Origin of the sequence: Sphingobacterium sp. BS-2, assembly GCF_046161205.1 — a bacterium.
GTDB lineage: Bacteria > Bacteroidota > Bacteroidia > Sphingobacteriales > Sphingobacteriaceae > Sphingobacterium > Sphingobacterium mizutaii.
On the sequence record NZ_JBIXGO010000008.1, the window covers coordinates 1 to 22,797 of the forward strand.

Consider the following 22,797-nt stretch of genomic DNA (forward strand, 5'->3'; position numbering starts at 1 on the left):
AATGGCACCAAAACCCAAGAAGAATTGAGGACTAATGCTCACGATAAGTCATGAACTTACGAGCCGAACTAGTTCACCTCAATTCTTCAGGTTTTCAGATATATAAATTTAATATAAATCTCTTTTACAAATCTAATAGCGGAGCCGAAGGGGAGCCGAACCCCAATCCTGGTTCAAATGCATTCGGCGGGCGTATGCGATACGCCCCTACGAAATTTGGTGAATTTATTGTTGAATGTAATACCAACGATAATCCTGTGCCGGGTCTCGACTCCGGGGAACACCTCGCCGCCGCTGATACTCGATGGCTCAGCGGAATCGAATCCCACCCCTGGCTCTAACCCCCCTATTCTATCGTCTTATGTCTTATGTCTAGTCTAAATCTCCCTTACTCCACATTTGCCTTTGCATCCTTCAATTGAGTAGAAAGATCACGGAACACTTGATCAAAGGAATCATCGATAATCACGCCATAAGACTTCAAAAACATAGGACCTATTTTTCCTTTATGGTATGCCAATCCCTCAATGGGGAAAAGCTCTCCTTTGGGATTTAATTCTGCATGATAGTGCGGGACGGCTACTCGCTCGAGTATTATATTGGAAAGGGTAACGATATACTTACCGTCTTTCACCTCTATAAATAAACCAGCATTAATGACGGAAAATTCTAATTTTTGAGTCCTAGTGCTCACATATTTTCTTTCATTCTCGTAATTTGGAGTCACATTCACCAGTCGGCCTGAGAATTGATTTCCAATTCGGAAATGGTCCTGTATAAAACCTTATGCATTAATCCGCATAAAAACTTCTTCTGGACTTAGATCGGTCTCATAGGCCTTTTGCCAAACAAATTTACCGCTGGCATTTAACTTTAAAGTTGGGATCTCAAAAATTTCGGCTTCCTTTTTCCAGATCGTATTTCCAGCAGAATCCACGCGCAAGGTCAGAACATCATTCTGCGCATAGCCTGCAAAAATAAAACAAGTGCACAGCACAGTAAAAAGCAACTTTTTCATATGATTAGCAATTAAATTAGTTTTTAAGTGGAACTCTTCCTGGAAGTTTCACTAGAGATACTGACTGAAATTAATGAAAAAAGTTTAACTGTAAGGAATTATTTTTCTTGATTTTTTTCCAGAGCATTGCTATTCATCAGAAGGACATATAACAAAGAAAGCCCTGATTTTTCAATCAGGGCTTTCTTTGTTATGGTTTAATAAACCTTAGTCTCTTCTACCGAACAATAGAGATGCGTAGTACAATAAAGTAACCAAAGCTGAAAGCGCAGCAACCACATAGGTCATAGCAGCCCATTTCAATGCATCTTTTGCACCATCATGTTCTTCAGTGCTATGGGTGATATTGGAAGCATTTAACCAAGCCAAAGCGCGGTTTGAAGCATCAAATTCCACAGGTAAGGTGACAAAGCTGAACAAGGTAGTCAACGCAAGCGCAGCAACACCAATGGCCAACACATACACATTACCAGAGAATGCCATCATAATTACCCCAATCATCAACACCCAAGTGGTCAATTTTGAGGCGACACTTACAATTGGCACCATGGCAGAACGGAACTGCAACCAAGAATAGGCAGTCGCATGTTGAACCGCGTGGCCACATTCGTGGGCAGCAACGGCAGCAGCTGCAACCGAACGTCCATGATAAACATCAGGACTTAAGTTAACCGTTCTGTGTGCAGGGTTGTAGTGGTCTGTCAATTGTCCTTCTACAGAAATAACCTGTACATCACTGATTCCATTCTCATTTAGCATCTTCTGTGCTATCTCCGCTCCAGAAAGCCCTGAAGACAGTGGCATCTCCGAGTATTTCTTGAACTTATTTCTGAAAGTAAACTGAACTATCCAGCTCACTACCATGATTCCGATAAAAATTATCCAATACATATCTTATAATATCTTATTATTCTATTTTCTATTAACCTATCAAATCTAATTCCAATAGACCTTTTACCACAAAGAAATAAAAAATTAACACGAAAACAAGTCGAAATGTACACAAAAAGGACAAAGTGACAGAAAACTTACCCAAAAGTTAAAATAAAAATGAATTTCCGATCTTCAAAAATCCGCAAGATTCTTCTTGACCTGATTCGGGTCTCATTCGAGACACATTGCTGAAATTCGGAATATGTCTCGAATAAAGTCAAGCCCGAATCCATGACATCATGACAAAAAAATAGGCCTGCAAAAATTGCAGGCCTATTTGAAATTTATCTTGATCCTATTATTATCCTAATTGAAACATCATGTTGTTTTCTTCGATCATTTTCCTCAAGTTGCTCAAGGCATACCGCATCCTACCCAAGGCCGTATTGATACTCACTTCAGTGATATCGGCAATATCTTTAAAACTCATATCGCAGAATAGACGCATGATCAACACTTCTTTTTGATCGTCTGGAAGCAATTGGATGATTTTCTTTAGATCTACATCTCGTTGATCTTTTACCATCTTCATTTCAACACTATCGTCCGAGAATTGCAGGATTTCAAAAATATCGAAACCATCGTTATTGACTACGTTCGGTGCTCTTTTCTCTTTCCTGAAATGGTCGATGACCATGTTATGGGCAATGCGCATGACCCAAGGTAAGAACTTACCTTCATCATTGTATCGACCAGCTTTAAGGGTATTGATCACTTTGATAAAAGTCTCTTGGAAAATATCTTCAGCTAAGTATTGATCTTTAACCTGATGGTAGATCGAGGTATAGATTTTCGTTTTATAACGCTCTAATAGTACTTGCAAGGCTCTTTCTTCGCCTTTAACATACGCTTGTACCAGTTCCTGGTCACTTTTCTTATTCAATAGTTTCATAATTATGCCTCCACAAATGATGTAAGAGTTTTCTATGTCTTTGTAATATTTTAGTTTAAGCGTAGTAGTGTTTCGATAAGCGATTTGTTTAATGTTATTAGTTCAAAGAGAATTAAAATTTCCGATTAATCAAAAAATGCATTGGTATTTTAACATTTCTTCACATTAAATCCTAATAACAAAAATGGCTCCAAAGTTATCCTTTAGAGCCATCTGAATGTTATTTTTTACTCAATTACTTATACAAAGGAAATTGAGCCATCATTTCTTTTACTTTTCCGTGGATACGATCTAGTGCTGCATTGTCTGAACGGTTGTTCAATGCTTCGTCGATCAACTCACCGATTTGAATGATTTCGTTTTCTTTGATTCCACGTGTCGTGATTGCTGCAGTACCGAAACGAACCCCTGAGGTAACGAATGGTGAGCGAGAATCGAAAGGAACCATATTTTTGTTGGTTGTGATACCAGCTAAGCCTAAAACAGCTTCTGCATCTTTACCTGAGATATCTTTGTTTCTAAGGTCTACCAACATTAAATGGTTGTCAGTACCGCCAGAGATAATCTTATAATCTCTGTCTACAAGGAACTGGGCTAATGCAGCAGCATTTGTTTTTACTTGTTTGATGTATGTTAAGTAATCATCAGACAGGGCTTCACCGTAAGCAATCGCTTTTGCAGCAATAGTATGCTCCAAAGGACCACCTTGTGTACCAGGGAATACCGCTAGGTCTAATAATTGAGTGATCGTGCGGGTTTCACCTTTAGGCGTTTTGATGCCCCAAGGGTTTTCGAAATCCTTACCGACCATGATCATACCACCACGAGGGCCACGAAGTGTTTTGTGGGTAGTGGTTGTTACGATATGACAGTGAGGAATTGGATCGTTCAATAATCCGCGAGCGATCAAACCAGCAGGGTGAGAAACGTCTGCAACTACTAGTGCACCGATTTCATCTGCTACCTTACGGATACGCGCGTAATCCCAGTCACGAGAATAAGCCGACGCACCACAGATAATTACTTTTGGTTTTTCACGACGAGCAGTTTCTTCTAATTGTTCGTAGTCGATAAGACCAGTATCTTCTTTTACACCATAGAACAATGGTTGGTAAAGTTTACCGGAGAAGTTTGCTGGAGAACCATGAGTCAAGTGACCACCATGGCTAAGATCGAATCCTAGGATTTTATCACCAGGTTTTAAGATGGCAAGGAAAACGGCCGCATTAGCTTGTGCACCAGAGTGAGGTTGTACGTTCACCCATTCAGCGCCAAATAATTCTTTTGCACGGTCGATGGCAATTGTTTCAATTTTATCCACAACTTCACAACCGCCGTAATAACGTTTTCCTGGAAGTCCTTCTGCATATTTATTGGTCAAAACAGAACCAGCAGCTTCCATAACCTGCTTGCTCACAAAGTTTTCTGAAGCGATAAGCTCAATACCTTCTTCTTGGCGTTTTAGCTCCTCGGCAATTAGATTAAAAATGGATTGATCTCTTTCCATATTGCTATTTTTTATTGGGGGGTATTAAAATTTCAAATTTGTTGCAAATATAGATAATTACAAAGAATTGGACTTATAATTACCTAAATTTCTCCAATGATTTTTAAGGATTGCCATTTTGTTAAGTTTTTTCTCAATTGAATAAAGGACTGTCGAACCCCTCCTACTTAAAACGGCCGCTGGTTAACGATAGTATTTCCTTGCCCCCCTAATTGGTTAATTGGCCAATTATCCCGCTGACAATTGCCCTTCATTGGCAATCTGCTCTGTGTTTGCCGATTGTCATAATCAGGTTGCATATTTAAAAGGAAACCTAAAATTATGTATTTTTGTGGCTATAAATTCAGAGGAAATTAATATGGCTTCAGATAATTTGACAGCTGTAGCTCCGGTAACTTTTACCGAAGGTGCACTAAACGAACTTAACAAACTGATCGACCAACAAGAAATTGGTGCTGATTTTGGATTGCGCATTGGCGTAGAAGGTGGTGGTTGTTCAGGGATGAGCTACATTTTGGGATTTGACCAAATCAAAGATGGCGATACTGAATATAATATTCAGGGTATGCGCGTCTTTATGAACAAAGCTCATGGGCTATATTTAGCAGGTATGGAGATTGACTTTAAAAACGGTCTAGATGCGAGAGGATTCACCTTTAATAATCCGAATGCATCAAGCACCTGCGGCTGCGGAAGCAGCTTCTCTGCATAAAGAAAACTATTGCCGTTAAAAGGTTTCGCCTTGTACATCGACAGTCAGTATTGAAACATCGCTAGCGAGAATACCCAAAAATCTGTTGTTTAATTTTTACACGCCTGCGCAGCAAAACTATTCAAACTGTCTTTTTTGGCGAAGCCTTTTTTTATGCTATTCCCAATAGCATGATAATGCCGGAAAGGCAACCAGCAGCGAGTGTGAAATATTTTTCTATACCCTTTTCGTATGCCCCTAAGGGATCCCTCCGATTGTCTAGGAACTATCCACTCTTTATTTGAAAATAGTTTGTTCATCTTACGATTACGATGACACCGGAAAAACCTTATTTTTTGCGATAAACTGCCCCATCGTGGGTGACACATTTTTCTATACCCTTATCGTGTCACCCTGAAGGCCTGCCCGAAGGGTCTCGGAACGTTCCACTCTTTATTTGAAAATAGTTTGTTCATCTTACGATTACGATGACACCGATCCTTAAAAAAAAAATCAAAATAGATTCTTCGTTTCGCTCTGAATCTCTCTTTGAGAAACTTGCGATTCTGAACGATCAGTGAAGAATCTGTACGTAAATGTCTCAACATGTCCTTGTCATCATCCATCTTCGATGGATGACCTGTTCGCCAATACATTTACGGATTGAATAGTTCCGAGATCCTTCCTGCGTATCAATGACAAGTTTAATAAAAATGTGTTTCTAGCCATTCAGTCCCATATTTATTTATCTGAAGAATATTTATCCGCCATACATCCCCAGCGGGGATAAATTATTTTAGCATGGATAGGAAACAATATAGGGTTAATGCAAAAACGAAGTTCGATTAATCGAACTTCGTTTTTGCGCGACTTCCAGGCTAACGTGCCATGCCAGCTAAAAAAATGGAACCCCAAATGGGGTTCTATATTTAAAAAACAAAAGAGCTAATAGATTTTCATTTCCAACATGCTGTCATTACCTTCCGATAAATTTAGCTCAAATTTTTCCTTCTCAGGATGCACTGAAAAGGGCAAGGGAAAGGTTTTTAGGATTAGTTCCAGGCTAACGTGCCATGTTTGAACATACCGTTAATGATCTTGCCTCATTAATCCTGTGCCGGGTCTCGACTCCGCTCGACCTTCGGAAAAGATCTTGGCCCATCCTCTCATCCCGTACCCTGAGCGGCGCCGAAGGGAATCCTGGTTCAACCCCAGTACCCCGGCCCAAAAGCCCCAATCCCTTCTGTCTATTATTTATGCAAATTTTTCACTAAATTAGCGACCTTTAAAAATCAGAATTAGATTACGTGATGTACAAGGAATATAAGCAGTTAAATCTTTCAGAAATAGGCAAAGAAGTATTGAAACGTTGGGAGACTGACGACATCTTTGCAAAGAGTATCTCCAATCGACCAGCCAGCAAACCCTACACTTTTTATGAGGGACCTCCATCAGCAAATGGAATGCCTGGTATTCACCATGTTATGGCAAGGACGATCAAAGATATCTTTTGCCGATATAAAACCTTGAAAGGTTATCAGGTTAAACGTAAAGGTGGTTGGGACACCCATGGTTTGCCTATTGAATTAGCTGTGGAAAAGACTTTAGGGATCACCAAAGAAGATATCGGTAAGAAAATTTCCGTAAAGGACTATAATGACGCCTGTCGCAAGGAAGTCATGAAATACACCGATGTATGGAACGACCTGACCCAAAAAATGGGTTATTGGGTTGATCTAGAACATCCATATATCACTTACCAAAATGAATATATCGAAACCCTTTGGTTCTTATTGAAGGATCTGTACAAAAAAGGTTTACTGTACAAGGGCTATACCATACAGCCATATTCTCCTGCTGCAGGTACAGGCCTGAGTTCACACGAGTTGAACCAACCTGGAACCTACAAGGATGTGAAAGATACGACCATCGTTGCTGAGTTCCGTTTGGACAAGCAACAGATCCACCCTATGATGGATCGCTTGGTGGAAAACCAAGATGAAGATGTGGCATTCCTTGCTTGGACGACTACTCCTTGGACCTTGCCAGGAAACAGTGCCTTGACCGTGGGTAAAAACATTGACTATGTCAAAGTAAAAACCTTCAACCAATACACTGGAACTGCAGTATCGGTAATCTTGGCAAAAAACCTGATCGCTAAGCACTTTAAAGCGGATGGCCAACAGGTTTCCTTCCAAGACTATAAATTTGGCGACAAGGTTATCCCTTGGGAAATCGTTGAAGAATTTAAAGGTGCGGAAATTGAAGGGTTACGTTATCATCAATTGATGCCTTACGTGACTTCTGAAGAGCTAAGAGAAAAAGCATTCCGTGTGATCTTAGGTGACTTTGTGACCACTGAAGACGGTACAGGTATCGTGCATACCTCACCAACCTATGGTGCAGATGACTTTAGGGTAGCTCGTGAGAATGGTATTCCATCCATTATGGTACTTGATGAAAATGGCAAAGAAGTCCCTACGGTTGATAAAACAGGGAAATTCGTGAAAGAAATCACTGATTTTGCAGGCCGTTTTGTAAAAGAAGAATATTACTCGAATGAAGAGCGCGCAGAAAAGGATTTCCGCCCTACGGATGTTTTGATCGCGATCAAGCTGAAAGAAGAGAACAAAGCATTTGATGTAAAGAAATATGAGCACACCTATCCACACTGTTGGAGAACGGATAAACCGGTACTTTACTATCCTTTGGATAGCTGGTTTATCAAAACCACAGCAGTGAAAGAAGAATTGGTGGCCTTGAATAAAACTATCAACTGGAAACCAGAAGCAACAGGAACCGGTCGTTTCGGCAACTGGTTGGAAAACCTGGTTGACTGGAACCTTTCCCGTTCGAGATACTGGGGAACTCCCCTACCGATCTGGAGAAGTGAAGATGAGAATGAAGAGATCTGCATTGGTTCTATGCCAGAGTTGAAATCTTATTTGGAGGCTTCATTAAACTCAGATGTCTTAACAGAAGATGAAAAAGCAACCAACAAATCCTACTTGGACAAATTTGGAACTGATGATCTAGATCTGCATAGACCTTATGTGGATGACATCATCTTGGTTTCAGATGGCGGCCAGAAATTATTCCGTGAACCGGATCTGATCGACGTTTGGTTTGATTCAGGAGCTATGCCTTATGCGCAGTGGGGATTAGATTACGATAAATTGGAAAAAGGGGAAGCCCTTCCTTTCAAGGAAGAATATTTTTCAGCATTCCCTGCGGATTTCATTGCTGAAGGAGTTGACCAAACCCGTGGTTGGTTCTTTACCCTGCATGCTATTTCAACCATGGTACGCGGATCGATTGCATTCAAGAATGTTGTTTCTAATGGATTGGTTTTGGACAAAAATGGAAACAAGATGTCCAAACGTCTAGGCAATGGAGTAGATCCATTTGCTACGATCGACAAATACTCAGCCGATGCAACCCGTTGGTACATGATCAGCAATGCAGCACCTTGGGATAACCTGAAATTCAATGAAGAAGGATTGGATGAAGTTCGTCGTAAATTCTTCGGCACCTTGTACAACACCTATGCATTCTTTGCGCTTTATGCCAACATTGATAAATTCAACTATGCAGAGCCAGAGATCCCATTGAAACACCGTCCTGAGATCGACCGTTGGATTATCTCCTTATTGAACAGTTTGAGCAAAGAGGTAGACGGATTCTATGCAGACTATGAACCGACCAAAGCAGCACGTGCAATCCAGAACTTTGTGGACGAGCATTTGAGTAACTGGTATGTTCGTTTATGCCGTCGTCGTTTCTGGAAGGGTGAATACTCACAGGATAAGATTTCAGCTTACCAAACCTTATATACTTGTTTGGATACCATTGCAAAATTAATTGCACCTATATCGCCATTCTTTGCAGACCAGTTGTATTTGGATTTAAATGCCGCTACTGGTAAAGAAAAATATGAATCTGTTCACTTAGCTGACTATCCTGTTTACCATGTGGAATTGGTCGATAAGGAATTGGAGGAACGCATGGCCTTGGCACAAGATATATCTTCATTGACCTTATCCTTGAGAAAGAAAACAGGAATCAATGTAAGACAGCCGTTGAGCAAGATCCTGGTGCCTGTACTGGACAGTTCGTTCCAAGCCAAGGTAGAGAAGGTAAAAGATTTGATTCTTTCAGAAACAAATATCAAGGATATTGAATTCATTACCGACACCACTGGAATCATCAAGAAAAAGGTAAAACCTAACTTCAAAGTGCTTGGTGCTAAGGTAGGTAAGGATATGAAAATGGTAGCCAGTGCTATCCAAAGTATGGATGCAGCACAGATCCAAGAACTAGAAAACCAAGGTTCTATTCAGTTAACTGGCACGGAATATGTAATTAGCAGCGAAGATGTAGAAATCATAGCAGAGGACGTAGAAGGATGGCAAGTTGCTAATTTAGGACGTTTAACAGTAGCTTTAGACGTTAATATTTCTGCAGAGTTAAAGGATGAAGGGATGGCCAGAGAGCTTATTAACCGTATTCAAAATCTCAGAAAAGATAAAGGATTTGAAGTTACAGACCGAATAAATGTGACCTTAAGTCAAAATACTGAAATTCAACAAGCTGTAGATAATAATTTCTCGTATATTTGTACGGAAATTTTAGCCGACAGTCTGAAATTCGATAGTGCACTGGCAAATGGAGATGCTATCGAAATTGATGGAGAGAATTTATTGCTATCAATAGAAAAAATTTAAAGTATGGGAAACACAGAGAAAACACGGTACAGTGATGCTGAATTACAGGAATTTAAAGCAATAATTCTTGAGAAGTTGCGCATAGCAAGAGAGGAATTGACCTCTTTGACTACTTCTTTAAGTAATAGCAATGCGAATGGAACTGACGATACAGCAGGTACCTACAAGACATTAGAAGATGGTTCTGCCACATTGGAAAAAGAGCAAATCAACCAATTAGCAGCTCGTCAAAAGAAATTTATCGACAATCTTGAAGCAGCCTTAGTGCGCATTGAGAACAAAACTTACGGCATCTGCAGAGAGACTGGCAAGTTGATCCAAAAAGAAAGATTGAAAGCTGTACCTCATACCACCTTGAGTATTGAGGCTAAAAACAAACAATATTAAGCAAAAGATTAATTAAATGGTCTTTGTTATCAACAGCAAAGACCATTTTTATATGCTATGAAAGGATACTCCAAGCCCGTTCTACTGATTATTATCATTTTATTAGTTGACCAAATCTCAAAGTTTTGGGTCAAATTAAACATGACCATTGGTCAGGATTTCAAAGTTTTAGGTGATAAGGTTCTGATTCACTTTATTGAAAATCCAGGCATGGCTTATGGAATGGAATTCGGTGGAGAATATGGCAAGCTTTTCCTGAGTGTGTTCCGTATCATTGCTGTCATGGGCATTGGTTATGGGCTCCATTATATGGTCAAGAACAAGTATAACCGTGGTTTTATCCTGAACGTAGCCTTGATATTTGCTGGAGCACTCGGCAATATCATAGACAGTGCCTTTTATGGATTGATCTTTAGCGAGAGTACTCCATTCTCCAAAGCAGTCCTATTCCCTGATGGCGGAGGATATGCGACTTTCTTGCACGGCAAGGTAGTCGATATGCTCTACTTCCCACTGATCAGCGGGACCTTCCCTACCTGGTTCCCTATTTGGGGTGGTGAGGACTTTTTGTTCTTCCGACCAGTGTTCAATATTGCCGACTCGGCAATCTCTGTAGGGGTTTTCCTTATCCTGATTTTCCAAAAACGCTATTTTAAGGAAGAACATGATGAGAAATCACATGCAAATAGTGAAATCGTAGAGGACTAAACCTTTCGATTAAACAAAGTTAACAAAGCTAATTACGACACTTTTCGCTTTATCCGTATATTTGGACATGAAAAATCTCCGAATACTATTTTCTGTTGCTCTTTGCCTGGCAATTTTAGGTTCAGCAAATGCGCAAGTAAACCCTAAAAATCTCAAAAAACACATCAAATATCTTTCAGCAGATAAAATGCTTGGAAGGGAGACAGGGATGAAAGGTTCTTCAAAAGCAGCAGACTACGTCGAGAAATACTTCAAGAAATATAAATTGCAACCAAAAGGAGAAAATGGATACCGACAGAATTTTCCCGCAAAGGTGACTAAAGTGAAGATAGAAAATGCCGAAAGAAGATCGGACAACATCATCGGATTCATCGACAATGCTGCTCCTTACACTATCGTTGTCGGAGCACATTATGACCACTTAGGCAAAGGTGAAATCGGCGGTTCTAAAGACTCCTTGGGTGTAGGGAAAATCCATAATGGAGCCGATGACAATGCATCTGGCGTAGCTGGATTATTGGAATTAGCGAGGCATTATGCTACAAACGACATCAAAGAACCCTTTAATCTCTTATTTATCGGTTTTGGCGCCGAGGAATTGGGATTAATAGGCTCAAAATATTTTACCGAAAATCCAACTATCCCTTTAGAATCCATCCAATGGATGTTAAACATGGATATGATCGGCCGTTATAATCCCGACAACGGTCTGGCCGTCATTGGATATGGAACAAGCTCAGCTTTCCCTAAGATCTTCGAAGGGATAAGCAGTACCATCAAATTCAACAAGAGCCGTGATGGAAATGGAGGCTCAGACCAAACCTCCTTTTACAGAAAAAACATCCCTGTCCTATTTTTCCATACTGGTGGGCATGATGACTACCATAAACCGACTGATGATGAGGAAAGGATAGACTACAAAGCCATGGAAGCTATTCTGAAATTGGAGATCGATGTGCTGGACAATTCCATGAAACAACCTAAGATGGACTTTCAATGGACCAACTAAGTTCGAATATCAGAGTCTTGATCACAGGATCCAATGGTTTCCTAGGACAGAAATTAACAGATTTCATCTTAAAAGAAACAGCCTATACACTATGCTGCACCTCTCATTCGGAAAACAGAAATCCGAATAACCAAGGTTATCAATTTGTACAATTGGACTTACTAGATTCCGCAGGCCTTATTCGCCTTATAGACTCGTTTAATCCTACCCATATAGTACATACCGCAGCAATGACCAGTGTGGAGGCTTGCGAGCAAGATCCCATAAACTGCAAAAAGCTCAATGTAGATGTGGTCAAATTGCTTGCTGAGGAATGCAAAACCAAGGATATCCACCTAACTTTCCTTTCTACAGATTTTGTTTTTGATGGAAAAAATGGTCCTTATGATGAACTTGCTGAGACCGCAGCATGCAATGCTTACGGACAGAGTAAATTGGATGCCGAAGCGGCAGTGAGCTATTCCGGTTGCCGGGCTGCTATATTGCGGACCATCCTGGTATATGGCATCATTGCAGACCCGAACCGATCGAATTTAGTACTTTGGGCTAAATCAAAACTGGAAGCCCAAGAGGCTATCAAAGTGGTCAGCGACCAATGGCGAATGCCAACCTGGGTTGATGATCTGGCTCATGCTTGTTTGCTTTGTATTACCAAGAATGCAGAAGGCTTCTTCCATATTTCAAGCGAAAAAATGTTCAGCATTTTGGAAGCGGTTGAGGAGTTGGCAGATTATTGGAATTTCGATAAGTCCCTGATCAGTCCTATCCAAGCGGCTGAAATTGGGCAAGCTGAAAACCGTCCTCGAAAAACAGGGTTTATTTTAGATAAAGCGATCCGCGAATTGGGATTTAAACCGACTCCATTCCGCGAATCATTGGCTTATATCGATCAACAATATACATACTTTAGAAAATAACTATGCAAGATAAATATGCAAGGGAGTCCTATACCGAAATGAATGAATTGGTACTTCCCAATGACACCAATACTTTTGGAAACCTAATGGGCGGAAGACTACTTTATTGGATGGATATCTGCTCGGCAATGGCTGCCCAAAAGCATTGCAATAACCAGGTGGTAACCGTTTCGGTGGACAATGTATCTTTCAAGCGTTCCATTAAGTTAGGTGAAGTGGTGACCATTGAGGCGCAAGTAACCCGTGCCTTCAATACCTCCGTGGAAGTAAGAATGGAAATCTTTGCCCAAAACCTTCCTCAAGGCACCAAAGTGAAGTCCAATGAGGCATACTATACATTTGTATCCATCGATGAGTCTGACCGCCCAAAAGCTATCCCTAAATTGATTCCAGAGTCTGAGAAAGAAAAGACCTTATACGATGAAGCCATGCAAAGAAGGGAATTAAGGTTGTTATTAGCGGGTAAACTAAAACCAGAAAATGCAACAGAGATCAAGAATTTAGTCAACCTTTTCGAGCATAAGGGATAAGGGATTTTTTTGGTTGAACGGGGGTTTGAACCAGGATTAAAGGGATGGGAGGATAGACCAAGATCATGGAATGAACCAGGATTCAAAGGATAGGAGGATACGTCAGGATCATGGGGAGAATTAGGATAGGAATTTTGGGGCGAATTGAATTCGCCCGCCGCATGCATACCCTTATAAAATGTTTCCCTTTAGGTCTCCATTAAATCGGAACTTGACGGCAAGGTAATACAGACGATCGTAGTAAATATGGAATCCTCATCCTCCTGATTGATCTGCATGGAAGCAATAGGCATAGGATAATAGCTATTGATGATATTGATCCTTTCTTGCACGCCTTTTATGCCGAAGGAACTTTGTTTGAAAGCCGAGGACTTATTATCGGAATCTTTATTAAAACCAACCCCATTATCCATAATCTGTATGACAATTTTCTTGTCATGTTCCGCAATGGAGATTCTGATCAGTCCTTTTTTGGATTTCAAATGTCGCACGCCATGATGCACTGCATTTTCAACAATTGGCTGAATCAACATGGAAGGAATTTTTCTTTCTTTTAGTGTCAGATCTTTTTGAATTTCCAATTCAAAATCGAAAGCATGATTAAAGCGCTCCTGTTCCAGTTCGAGGTAAAGTTTCAATAATTGGATCTCTGAACTCAGGCTGACGATAGAATATTGGGAATTTTCTAAGACCAATCGGCTAATGCTGGCAAATTTTTGGATCAGGTCACTGGCACTTTTGCTATCTTTTTCTACGACATAGGCCTCTATGGAATTCAAAACATTAAAGATGAAATGGGGATTCATCTGAGAACGGATAGCTTTCAGTTCACTTTCATATAGCTTCTGCTTGAAATCATTCTCCAAGCGCTCCTGTTTCTCCTTTTCAATATCAGCAGCTTGCTCCTTGATCTTCGATTCGTTCATCAGTAGTTCCTGTTGAAGCTTTTGGTTGTATTCTGCCTGCAATCTATTGATGTTCTTATGTTGTTGCAATCGATAGAAATAAAACAGGGTAATAGCCGAAAGAAATAATACAATAAACAGCAGCTTAAACCAAAGTGTTGCATACCAATGTGAAGCAAGACTGATATCGATTGTCGCAAGCTGGGTGGACCAGTTTCCAAACTGATCGCCTACCCTAACCTGAAACGTATAATCATCCCCTTCTAGATTATTATAGACGGCTAGCTGATCTACCGAACTTTCTACCCAATCAGTATCGAATCCTATTAATTGATATTGAAATTTAAGTCCTTGCCAAAAAACTTGTTCCGCTGCTGAGAAATTGAATATTAAATTATTCTCATCGGGGCTTAATTTGATTTCATTTTGGAATAGTTCTTCCGATCTATCCAAATGTTGAACAATAAATTGATTGATTAAAGGCTTAAAACTGATTTCATTATTTGGAAAAAAAACTGGCAAGTCTCCTTTGACCAAACCCCAATTGGTACACCAGAATAATGTATTCGCTTGGATAAAAAAACTATGGGTAATATATTCCTCAGGTGGGTAGATTCCAGCTGATTCATTTAAATGGAAAAAAACCTTGGCATCTGGATGGAATAACATGGTTCCATCCTGGGATTTCATCCAAATCAATCCATTTTTATCCTCTTGCAATTTCACAGAATACAGCCAAGGTTGGGTGTTTTTTTCAGGATATTGAATAAACTCATATTCACCTTTATTATTCTTCTTGATTTCTGCAATTCCTGAACTGGCATTACTGAACCAAAAACGGCTTTGGCGATCTAAGAGAAAGGAGAACACTGTATTGGATTGAATGGTTTTGGACTGTTGTTTATTTTGGGAGAACTGTATGAATTCGGGCTTTATCTTATTTTCCAATCGGACCAATCCATAGCCATCCATACCAAGCCAAATGGATCCCTCGGCATCTTTGCCGACGCAGATAACCTTGGAGTCTGGGAGCCCATCATTGACCGTGAACAAATCCAGTTGCCTTGTTTTTAAATTATACCGATATAAACCTGAATTCCAAGAACCTATCCAAAGAACGGCTTGCTTAGCAACGGTATCCAAGACAATACTATTGCAATCGGCTTTTCTAAGACCTTGATCCTCATTGCTGACTTCTAATGGAACCATACCTTTTTTAGGGTCCTTAAATTCATAAACTCCTTGATCGATAGTCGAAACATAAATAGCCTCATTTGTTGTTAATAGGGATCCAATCTTTAGTTGCTTTAAGGAATATTTTGATAGGCGAAAATCTTGATTTGCATCCAATTCCCCAAAATCAGTTTCTGTCCTATACCAAACTTTACCTTTCCAATTAAATAATTCTATGATGGGATCAGCATAGCGATCTTCGATAAGGTTATTGATTTGGTTGAGTTTGGTAGAATAATAAAACAAACCTGAATTGGTTGCTAGCCAATATCCATCCTTAACGATGCAGAAATCAAATATTCGGGTTGGTTTAGGAGTAATTGGCATCAAGGTTTGAAGCGAAATATACTCGACCTGATTGGTTTCCGGTTGATAAGTGTAGATACCATTGGAGACATGGCCAATCAGGATTTTATTTTCAGTTGGCCAAAAGGCGATGGAACTAATGCTATTATCATAAAAATTGACGCTTTTGTCCCAACCCAAAATAGAGGAAATAGAGTTCTGGAAATTATAATCAGCGGCGATAAGATCATGGTCATAATAGCCGGCATAGATACGATCAGGACGAAGGACAATTCCATCCACTGCATTTTCACCTTCATTCTCGAGATTTATCTGTTTTGCAGTATGTTTTTTAGGGTTATAGCAGATCAACCCATCATATCGGGTTCCCATCCATATATTCCCCAGGGAATCTTCGTCTAAGGAAAAGATGGTCAGATAGTTCTTACTGGGAATCCCAGGCATGGATATCTGTTTGATTTCTCCTGTTTCTGGATTGAGGGATTGAAGGTCTGTCTCCTGACCAGAAAAGTATATAAGACCAGATTTTGAAGCCAATACATCATAGAGGTTGGTTTTCACCAATCCTTTGTTGCTTACTTTGGCCGTATAGGAACTCAAGTTTTCTCCTGCTGGTTTATTGCGGTCATAACAGATCAAGCCATGGCTGTTACTGGTAATCCAGATCCTGTTATGATGGTCAATAGCCATGCTACCGAGATAATTGAGCATCACCCCGTTCGTGTGTTCAAATTTCACTTCGGTAAACTTCTGTCCATCAAAATAAGAAAGCCCACGTTTACCACTGATCCAGATCAGTCCATTGCTATCTTGTGCAAGCCCTTCAACTTCATTGCTGGAAAGACCCTCCTTCTCGGTAAAATGAAGGAAGTTATAAATTCGTTTTTGAGCATAAGCAGTTGAAGATATCAAGCATACAGCAAGGACAAACGTTAGAAAAATCCTCACATCTATTCGATTTAGAAGGTTGTAAACAGCCTATCCATCAATTGTTTCTTCTTATTCGGGGAGACTTCAATCTCTGATCCATCGACTAATTCCAAAGTTCCCCCCTCTCCTTTTTTATATTTTACGACATAATCTAAATTAACGATGACACTTCTATTGACACGGAATAGCTGTGTATTCTCCAATAACATCTCAAATTCCTTTAATGTTCTGGAAACAATGATTTTAGAAAGGTTATTTAGGAAGAAGATACTGTAATTGCTCATCGCTTCGATGCGGATCACATCATCTTTTTTCACGAGATGTATCCCTTCTGCTGTTGGTAGAGCTAGCCTGCCCATACATACTCGGTTTTCCGAAAGGTCAGCTTTTTTCAACTTTTCCTTTTGGGAGATCCGAAGTTCAAGTTTGACAATGGCTTTCTTGAGTTCCTCATTATTGACCGGTTTCAAGAGGTAATCAAGGGCATTTGCCTTTAAGGCATCCAAGGTATAGATATTATATGCGGTGACAAATATGACCTCAAATTCAAATTGACCAAGTTTTTCCAGAAATTGGAATCCATTCATGAAAGGCATTTCTACATCCAGGAAGAGCACATCACATTCCATGTTGGGCATTTGCAGCAAGGCTTCTTGGGGATCATTGAATACCGCCGTGACGACCAAAAGCTCCTGGAATTGTTGCAGCTTATGTTGCAATAATCCGGAACCACGAATTTCATCATCCAAAATAATTGCCTTGATCATATTTCTGGTGATTGGTTATTAATGAGTCAGCTTCTATAAAGTTATTTGAAATTTTTGAATTAATTAGGATGAATGAGCAAAGAAGGGATTTTAGCTATTGAAAGAGGATAGATAATGAGAAAATAAAAAAACTCCCCGATTTGGGGAGTTTCTAAGTCATTAGTCTGAATTTCCGAGTTGAACGATTCGATCGAACTCTTCGGCTTTGAGGGGCATCACGGATAGCCTTCCTTGTCTGACCAAGGCTATATCTTGTAACAGTGGGTCTGCCTTGATGGTTTCTAAGGTAACTGGATGTTTGAAAGTTTCCACTGGAGCCAAATCCACCACTACCCAACGTTCATCTTCAGTGGTCGGATCTTGGTAGAACTCCTTCACGACTTTAGCCAAACCTACAACCTCTTTACCTTCATTGCTATGGTAATAAAGGACCAAATCGCCTTTTTTCATAGCTTTCAGGTTGTTACGAGCTTGGTAGTTTCGCACGCCATCCCAAAAAGTCTCCCCATCTTTATTAAATTGTTCCCAACTATATTTAAATGGTTCTGATTTCACCAAAAAGTAATTCATATCTGCATATAGATTAAGCCAACATCACTGCTGGCAGATTCCCAAATCAATTAATTCTGTTGCTCCAAGATTTCCATTTTATCAGCGTAGTGGGCACAGTAGTCACGTAAATCGCCAATAATTTTTTCAGCCATTGGATCGCCTCCAGAAGACCTCAAGAAAGAGTCGCCTAGTGTTTGCAAAGTTTCGTAGAAGAAACGTTTCATTTCATCATAAGGCATATCTTTTGTCCAAAGGTCAATTCGCAATGAATTTTTATATTGGGCATCCCATAAAGCTAAAAACATAGCTTTCGCCGGTAATTCTTCTGTATTCTGTCCATCGGTCGAACTCCATTGGATGGAATTTGGAACATTTGAATCATCTAACTCGATTTGGAGTTTGATTTCTGCTTTCTTCATATCTAAAACTGTAATTTTATTAACATTGAAACAATACCCACCACTAAGATAAAACCGATCTGCATGATCCATAGGCGTTGGGTATTCTTGGTCCATAAGCGGAACAAGATATCCACAACGATGAGCACAATAGACAGGATGAGGAGCCAAGCCCATGAAAACAGCGGTTTATCTCCTGAACCCATTTCAGAAATTGCCCATACCAGGATACAAGCCAAGGTAATATTCAAAGGGGTTAGCTTCATCTCTTCTTACTGGGTTTGCTATTTCCTTTTTTTACTGGCTTACCTTTTCCGCGAGCCGCTCTTTTTGAGTTATTCGCCTTGATGGCATACTTTTTCTCGTGGAATGCACCTTTGAAATCAGGGTTATCTTTTTTCTTCTGATTATCAATTTCTCTAGCGATATCCTGTTTTTCGTCGAAAGGTGTCTTTTCTATAACCACATCAGCAGGTAATTCCTTCAAAGGAATGGTCTGCCTAATTAGCTTTTCGATTTTTGCCACATAATATTCTTCTGCTGGATTACAGAAGGTGATCGCATCACCTGTCTGAAAGGCACGTCCGGTCCTCCCGATACGGTGCACATAATCCTCAATCACAATAGGCACATCGAAATTGATCACATGGCTCACTTGGGAAACATCTAATCCGCGGGCAGCCACATCGGTAGCTACCAAGATCCGTACTTCACCTTCTTTGAAGGCATTAATGGAGTTGATGCGGGTGTTCTGTCCTTTGTTCGCATGGATAACACGGACCTCCTCAGGACCATATTTGCGTTCAAGGAAAGCATATATACGATCGGCAACCACTTTTGTCTTGGTAAAAACGATGATCCTACTGAAGGTTTCATCGTCTTTGAAGAAGTGTTGCAATAAGTTGATCTTCGTCTTTAAGTTGGGAACATGGTAAAGCTCCTGGGTCACGGTTTGTGCTGGAGTGGCCTGTTCGGTTACTTCAATAATGGTTGGAAAAGCCAAGAAATCACCTGCAATCTTGCGCACGAGTTCACTCATGGTTGCAGAGAAAAGAAGATTCTGTCTTTTCCTAGGGACGATTTCAAGGACACGGTGGATCTTTCCAATAAAGCCCATGTCCATCATCTTATCGGCTTCATCAAGCACCAAGAATTTAAGGCTCTTGACATTGATATCGCCTTCTAAATAGAGGTCTAAGAAACGGCCTGGGGTAGCGACAATGATATCGCAACCTTTAGCAAGGAGTTCCTTTTGGGTTTTAGGTCCCAAACCACCATATAATAAAACGGTTCTTAAGTCTAGGTAAGTGGAGAATTGCTTGATATGCTCTTCGATCTGCATAGCAAGTTCTCTGGTCGGGCTTAAAATCAATGCTCTTGGGTCATTCCCTTGGGCATATTTCAGCTTCATGAGCATGGGCAGCACAAATGCTGCAGTCTTTCCGGTACCAGTCTGCGCAATTCCCATCACGTCTTGCCCTGCAAGAATCGGTGTAATCGCCTTTTCTTGGATTTCAGTCGTGGTTGTATAGCCCGCTTCGGCTATTGCATTTAGGATCTGCTTATTAAATTTAAAGTCTTCAAATGACGCCATCTTGGCAAAGATAGTTAAATCCAAGGACATGCAGTGGCCTGATTTCCTTACAAATCATTTTGATTTGCGCCTAAATTCCAGCAAATTTGTCCTACCACAAAAAAGGTTGATATGAAAAAACTAGTATTACTATGTGTGCTGACGCTCGTTGGCACTTTCTCATTTGCAGATGAGGGCATGTGGTTCTTGATGCACCTAAAGCGTCTGAACGAAGCTGACATGCAAAAAAAAGGCTTAAAACTCACAGCCGAAGAAATTTACAGCATCAATAACTCTAGCTTAAAAGATGCAATCGTGCAATTTAACGGTGGTTGTACCGCAGAGATTGTTTCGGGAAGCGGATTGGTATTCACGAACCACCACTGTGGTTATGGAGCAATCGCGGAATTATCTACTCCAGAACATGATTATTTAACCAATGGATTTTGGGCTAAAAACCACGCCGAAGAGCTGAAGCCTAAATCATTGTACGTTCGTTTCTTTGTCCGCATGGATGATGTTTCAAAACGTATCTTAGGATTGGTAAACGATAAGATGTCGGAAAAAGAACGCGAAAAGGTTATCAATCAAGAAATTGCTAAGATACAACAAGAAAATAGTGAAAACGGAAAGTATGTAGTTTCTGTTCGTCCATTCTATAATGGAAATGAATATTATTACTTCGTTTACCAAGACTTTACGGATGTGCGTTTGGTAGGAACTCCGCCAAGCAGTATCGGTAAATTCGGCGGTGATACCGATAACTGGGAATGGCCACGCCACACCGGTGACTTCTCTATCTTCCGCGTTTATGCTGATAAAGACGGTAATCCTGCTGAATATTCAAAAGACAATGTTCCTTTGAAGCCTAAAAAGTTCTTACCGGTAAGTATCAAAGGATTCCAAGATGGCGATTTCTCGATGATCTTAGGATACCCAGGCCGTACAAACCGTTGGATGAATGCAGCAGGAATTGACCAAAATGTTAATTATGCATATCCTGCATGGGTTGAAGCTTCTAAAGTAGGTATGGATGCCATGAAAAAATACATGGACAAAGACCAAGCGGTAAAATTAAACTATGCTTCTAAATATTCTGGAGTGGCTAACTACTGGAAAAACAGACAAGGGATGATCGATGCCTTGAAAAAGCATAAGACCGCAGCTGCAAAACGCAAGCAAGAGAAGAAATTCAACAAATGGGCTAACCGTCCTGAAAACAAGGAAGAATACGGAAATGTGATCGCTGTAATCAATGATTTCTATGCAAAGACAAACGATAAGGCGAGACAAGACAATTACCTGATCGGTATGTTACGTTCTTCGACTTTCGCAGCTATCCCTGCTTCTTTAGGTAATGGCTTGAAACAATATGCGCAGGAAAACGAGGCTAAACGCAAAGAAATGGCTCCTCGTTTGGAAGCATTTATTGCAGACAACTATGAGAAAGCATACATGCCTTTGGAAATCGATGTATTAGCGGATGAATTGAACCTATATGCTGCTAAGGCTGGTGATATCGCTCCTTATGTTCGCGAAATGGCCAACAAAAACAACGGAAACTTCCAAGCTGATATCAAATCTGCATTTGACAACAGTATTTTTGGATCCCAAGCGAAATTGGCCGAATACCTAAAAAACCCTAAAGCTGAGCTGATTGATGCAGATCCTCTTTACAAACTATCTTCATCTTTGATGGATAAATATCGCGAGACCTCTCCTGAGGCTGAAAAGATGAATGATGAGTTCTTGGCTGCCTCTAGAAAGTTCATCGCTGGGGTATTGAAAATGGATCCTAACGGCAAGTATTACCCAGATGCAAACTCAACTTTGCGTTTAACTTACGGAACGATCAGAGCATTGCCTAAGGACAAAAGGAATGATGCCAAAGAAAATTATTACACCACATTGAAAGGCACGATTGCGAAATACCAACCGGGAGATGAGGAGTTCGATTTACCTAAAAAGTTAATGGAACTATATGAAAACAAGGATTTTGGACGTTATGCTGATAAAGCTGGCTATCTACCTGTTAACTTTTTAAGTGATCAAGATATCACTGGAGGTAACTCAGGATCACCAGTTTTAAACGGAAATGGCGAATTAATTGGCTTGGCTTTTGATGGAAACATTGAAGCAATGGCTGGAGACGTGATTTTCGACCCGAAATTGCAACGTACGATTTCGGTTGATATCCGATACGTTCTTTTCATAATTGACAAGTTTGCGGGTGCTCAAAACATCATCGACGAATTGAAAATAGTAGAGTAGATGCCACAAAAAAGGCGTTTATAACACAAAAAAACATTTTAAAATTCGCATTGTTTGCATTCCTTTTGTATATTTATGATATATTAGAGAATTAATTAAGAAAAACTAAAATTATATTAATTAAAAAATGGAAAACTACACTAAATTAAAAGAGCTAGTAGCTTCAATCGAAGCTGACGCAGAAAAATTCTTCAATAACGGAAACTCTGCTGCAGGAACACGCGTTCGTAAAGGGTTACAAGAGATCAAAACTTTAGCTCAAGAAATTCGTAACGAAGTTACTTCTAAGAAAAACGAGAAGAAATAATTCGTTGAATTAAAGCATAAAAATCCCGGTCAGTACTGATCGGGATTTTTTTTTCAGTTGAACCAGGATTGGGGAGACTTTTGAACCAGGATTAAAGGGATAAGAGGATAGACCAAGATTAAAACGGTCACCTCTTTCGAGCACAGACATAGGTCTAAATACTAAATACTATATACTAAATACTATATACTAATTACTCTCTCAAAGCGAAGAGCCGGATAAATCCGGCTCTTTGCATC

The 22,797-nt window shown here is 40.1% G+C and carries 20 protein-coding genes; 9 read left to right on the plus strand and 11 right to left on the minus strand.

Annotation, left to right across the window (positions count from 1 at the left end):
- Nucleotides 1-388: 388 nt before the first annotated feature.
- From ACK2WI_RS01565 to glyA, 5 genes are all read right to left on the minus strand, one after another.
- Entirely contained in the window at nucleotides 389-694 is a 306-nt protein-coding gene (locus tag ACK2WI_RS01565; RefSeq protein ID WP_409149525.1) for a hypothetical protein, read from the minus strand.
- 90 nt (nucleotides 695-784) lie between these two features.
- Nucleotides 785-1,018 carry a hypothetical protein gene (locus tag ACK2WI_RS01570; protein WP_409149527.1) on the minus strand — a complete coding sequence of 78 codons (234 nt, stop codon included), beginning with the start codon at nucleotides 1,016-1,018 and terminating at the stop codon, nucleotides 785-787.
- A gap of 207 nt (nucleotides 1,019-1,225) precedes the next feature.
- On the minus strand, nucleotides 1,226-1,909 hold the full coding sequence (locus ACK2WI_RS01575; protein ID WP_093100768.1) for a zinc metallopeptidase: 684 nt from the start codon (nucleotides 1,907-1,909) through the stop codon (nucleotides 1,226-1,228).
- 343 nt (nucleotides 1,910-2,252) lie between these two features.
- Complete coding sequence (locus tag ACK2WI_RS01580) at nucleotides 2,253-2,843, minus strand: RNA polymerase sigma factor (RefSeq protein WP_093100770.1); 591 nt, start codon at nucleotides 2,841-2,843, stop codon at nucleotides 2,253-2,255.
- Nucleotides 2,844-3,078: 235 nt separating this feature from the next.
- Nucleotides 3,079-4,350 (minus strand): serine hydroxymethyltransferase, encoded by a 1,272-nt coding sequence (gene glyA, locus ACK2WI_RS01585; protein ID WP_409149530.1) that lies wholly within the window; start codon nucleotides 4,348-4,350, stop codon nucleotides 3,079-3,081.
- Between the two features lie 358 nt (nucleotides 4,351-4,708).
- On the opposite strand from glyA, the gene ACK2WI_RS01590 reads away from it, so the two are divergent.
- The 7 genes from ACK2WI_RS01590 to ACK2WI_RS01620 all read left to right on the plus strand — a co-directional run bounded on the left by ACK2WI_RS01590 (nucleotide 4,709) and on the right by ACK2WI_RS01620 (nucleotide 13,316).
- Nucleotides 4,709-5,062, plus strand: coding sequence for an iron-sulfur cluster assembly accessory protein (locus ACK2WI_RS01590; RefSeq protein WP_093100865.1), 354 nt, complete (start codon nucleotides 4,709-4,711; stop codon nucleotides 5,060-5,062).
- Between the two features lie 1,289 nt (nucleotides 5,063-6,351).
- The gene (ileS, locus tag ACK2WI_RS01595) at nucleotides 6,352-9,765 is read left to right on the plus strand and encodes an isoleucine--tRNA ligase (RefSeq protein ID WP_409149641.1); all 3,414 of its coding nucleotides are present in this window, start codon (nucleotides 6,352-6,354) and stop codon (nucleotides 9,763-9,765) included.
- Between the two features lie 3 nt (nucleotides 9,766-9,768).
- Nucleotides 9,769-10,152, plus strand: a complete 384-nt coding sequence (locus ACK2WI_RS01600) for a TraR/DksA C4-type zinc finger protein (RefSeq protein ID WP_093100778.1) — start codon at nucleotides 9,769-9,771, stop codon at nucleotides 10,150-10,152.
- 57 nt (nucleotides 10,153-10,209) lie between these two features.
- Entirely contained in the window at nucleotides 10,210-10,860 is a 651-nt protein-coding gene (locus ACK2WI_RS01605) for a lipoprotein signal peptidase (protein WP_093100780.1), read from the plus strand.
- A gap of 67 nt (nucleotides 10,861-10,927) precedes the next feature.
- Nucleotides 10,928-11,869 (plus strand): M20/M25/M40 family metallo-hydrolase, encoded by a 942-nt coding sequence (locus tag ACK2WI_RS01610; RefSeq protein WP_409149533.1) that lies wholly within the window; start codon nucleotides 10,928-10,930, stop codon nucleotides 11,867-11,869.
- Nucleotides 11,857-12,786: an SDR family oxidoreductase gene (locus ACK2WI_RS01615; protein ID WP_409149535.1), complete on the plus strand. Its 930-nt coding sequence runs from the start codon at nucleotides 11,857-11,859 to the stop codon at nucleotides 12,784-12,786. Before ACK2WI_RS01610 ends, ACK2WI_RS01615 begins: the two co-directional genes overlap by 13 nt.
- 2 nt (nucleotides 12,787-12,788) lie before the next feature.
- On the plus strand, nucleotides 12,789-13,316 hold the full coding sequence (locus ACK2WI_RS01620; protein ID WP_093100784.1) for an acyl-CoA thioesterase: 528 nt from the start codon (nucleotides 12,789-12,791) through the stop codon (nucleotides 13,314-13,316).
- 188 nt (nucleotides 13,317-13,504) lie between these two features.
- Here the strand turns inward: ACK2WI_RS01620 and ACK2WI_RS01625 are convergent, their stop codons facing one another.
- The 6 genes from ACK2WI_RS01625 to ACK2WI_RS01650 all read right to left on the minus strand — a co-directional run bounded on the left by ACK2WI_RS01625 (nucleotide 13,505) and on the right by ACK2WI_RS01650 (nucleotide 20,031).
- Nucleotides 13,505-16,708, minus strand: a complete 3,204-nt coding sequence (locus tag ACK2WI_RS01625; protein WP_409149537.1) for a histidine kinase — start codon at nucleotides 16,706-16,708, stop codon at nucleotides 13,505-13,507.
- An 11-nt stretch (nucleotides 16,709-16,719) separates the two neighbouring features.
- The gene (locus ACK2WI_RS01630) at nucleotides 16,720-17,457 is read right to left on the minus strand and encodes a LytTR family DNA-binding domain-containing protein (RefSeq protein ID WP_093100788.1); all 738 of its coding nucleotides are present in this window, start codon (nucleotides 17,455-17,457) and stop codon (nucleotides 16,720-16,722) included.
- A gap of 159 nt (nucleotides 17,458-17,616) precedes the next feature.
- A complete protein-coding gene (locus ACK2WI_RS01635; RefSeq protein WP_093100789.1) occupies nucleotides 17,617-18,027 on the minus strand; it encodes an EVE domain-containing protein in 411 nt (136 codons plus the stop codon).
- 50 nt (nucleotides 18,028-18,077) lie between these two features.
- Nucleotides 18,078-18,428: a gliding motility protein GldC gene (gldC, locus tag ACK2WI_RS01640; protein WP_093100791.1), complete on the minus strand. Its 351-nt coding sequence runs from the start codon at nucleotides 18,426-18,428 to the stop codon at nucleotides 18,078-18,080.
- Nucleotides 18,429-18,430: 2 nt separating this feature from the next.
- Nucleotides 18,431-18,673: a hypothetical protein gene (locus ACK2WI_RS01645; protein ID WP_093100792.1), complete on the minus strand. Its 243-nt coding sequence runs from the start codon at nucleotides 18,671-18,673 to the stop codon at nucleotides 18,431-18,433.
- Entirely contained in the window at nucleotides 18,670-20,031 is a 1,362-nt protein-coding gene (locus tag ACK2WI_RS01650) for a DEAD/DEAH box helicase (RefSeq protein WP_409149541.1), read from the minus strand. Before ACK2WI_RS01650 ends, ACK2WI_RS01645 begins: the two co-directional genes overlap by 4 nt.
- Nucleotides 20,032-20,112: 81 nt before the next feature.
- Between ACK2WI_RS01650 and ACK2WI_RS01655 the strand changes: the two genes are divergently transcribed.
- Nucleotides 20,113-22,251, plus strand: a complete 2,139-nt coding sequence (locus ACK2WI_RS01655; RefSeq protein ID WP_409149543.1) for a S46 family peptidase — start codon at nucleotides 20,113-20,115, stop codon at nucleotides 22,249-22,251.
- Nucleotides 22,252-22,378: 127 nt separating this feature from the next.
- Entirely contained in the window at nucleotides 22,379-22,558 is a 180-nt protein-coding gene (locus ACK2WI_RS01660) for a histone H1 (RefSeq protein WP_093100795.1), read from the plus strand.
- The last annotated feature ends 239 nt before the right edge of the window (nucleotides 22,559-22,797 follow it).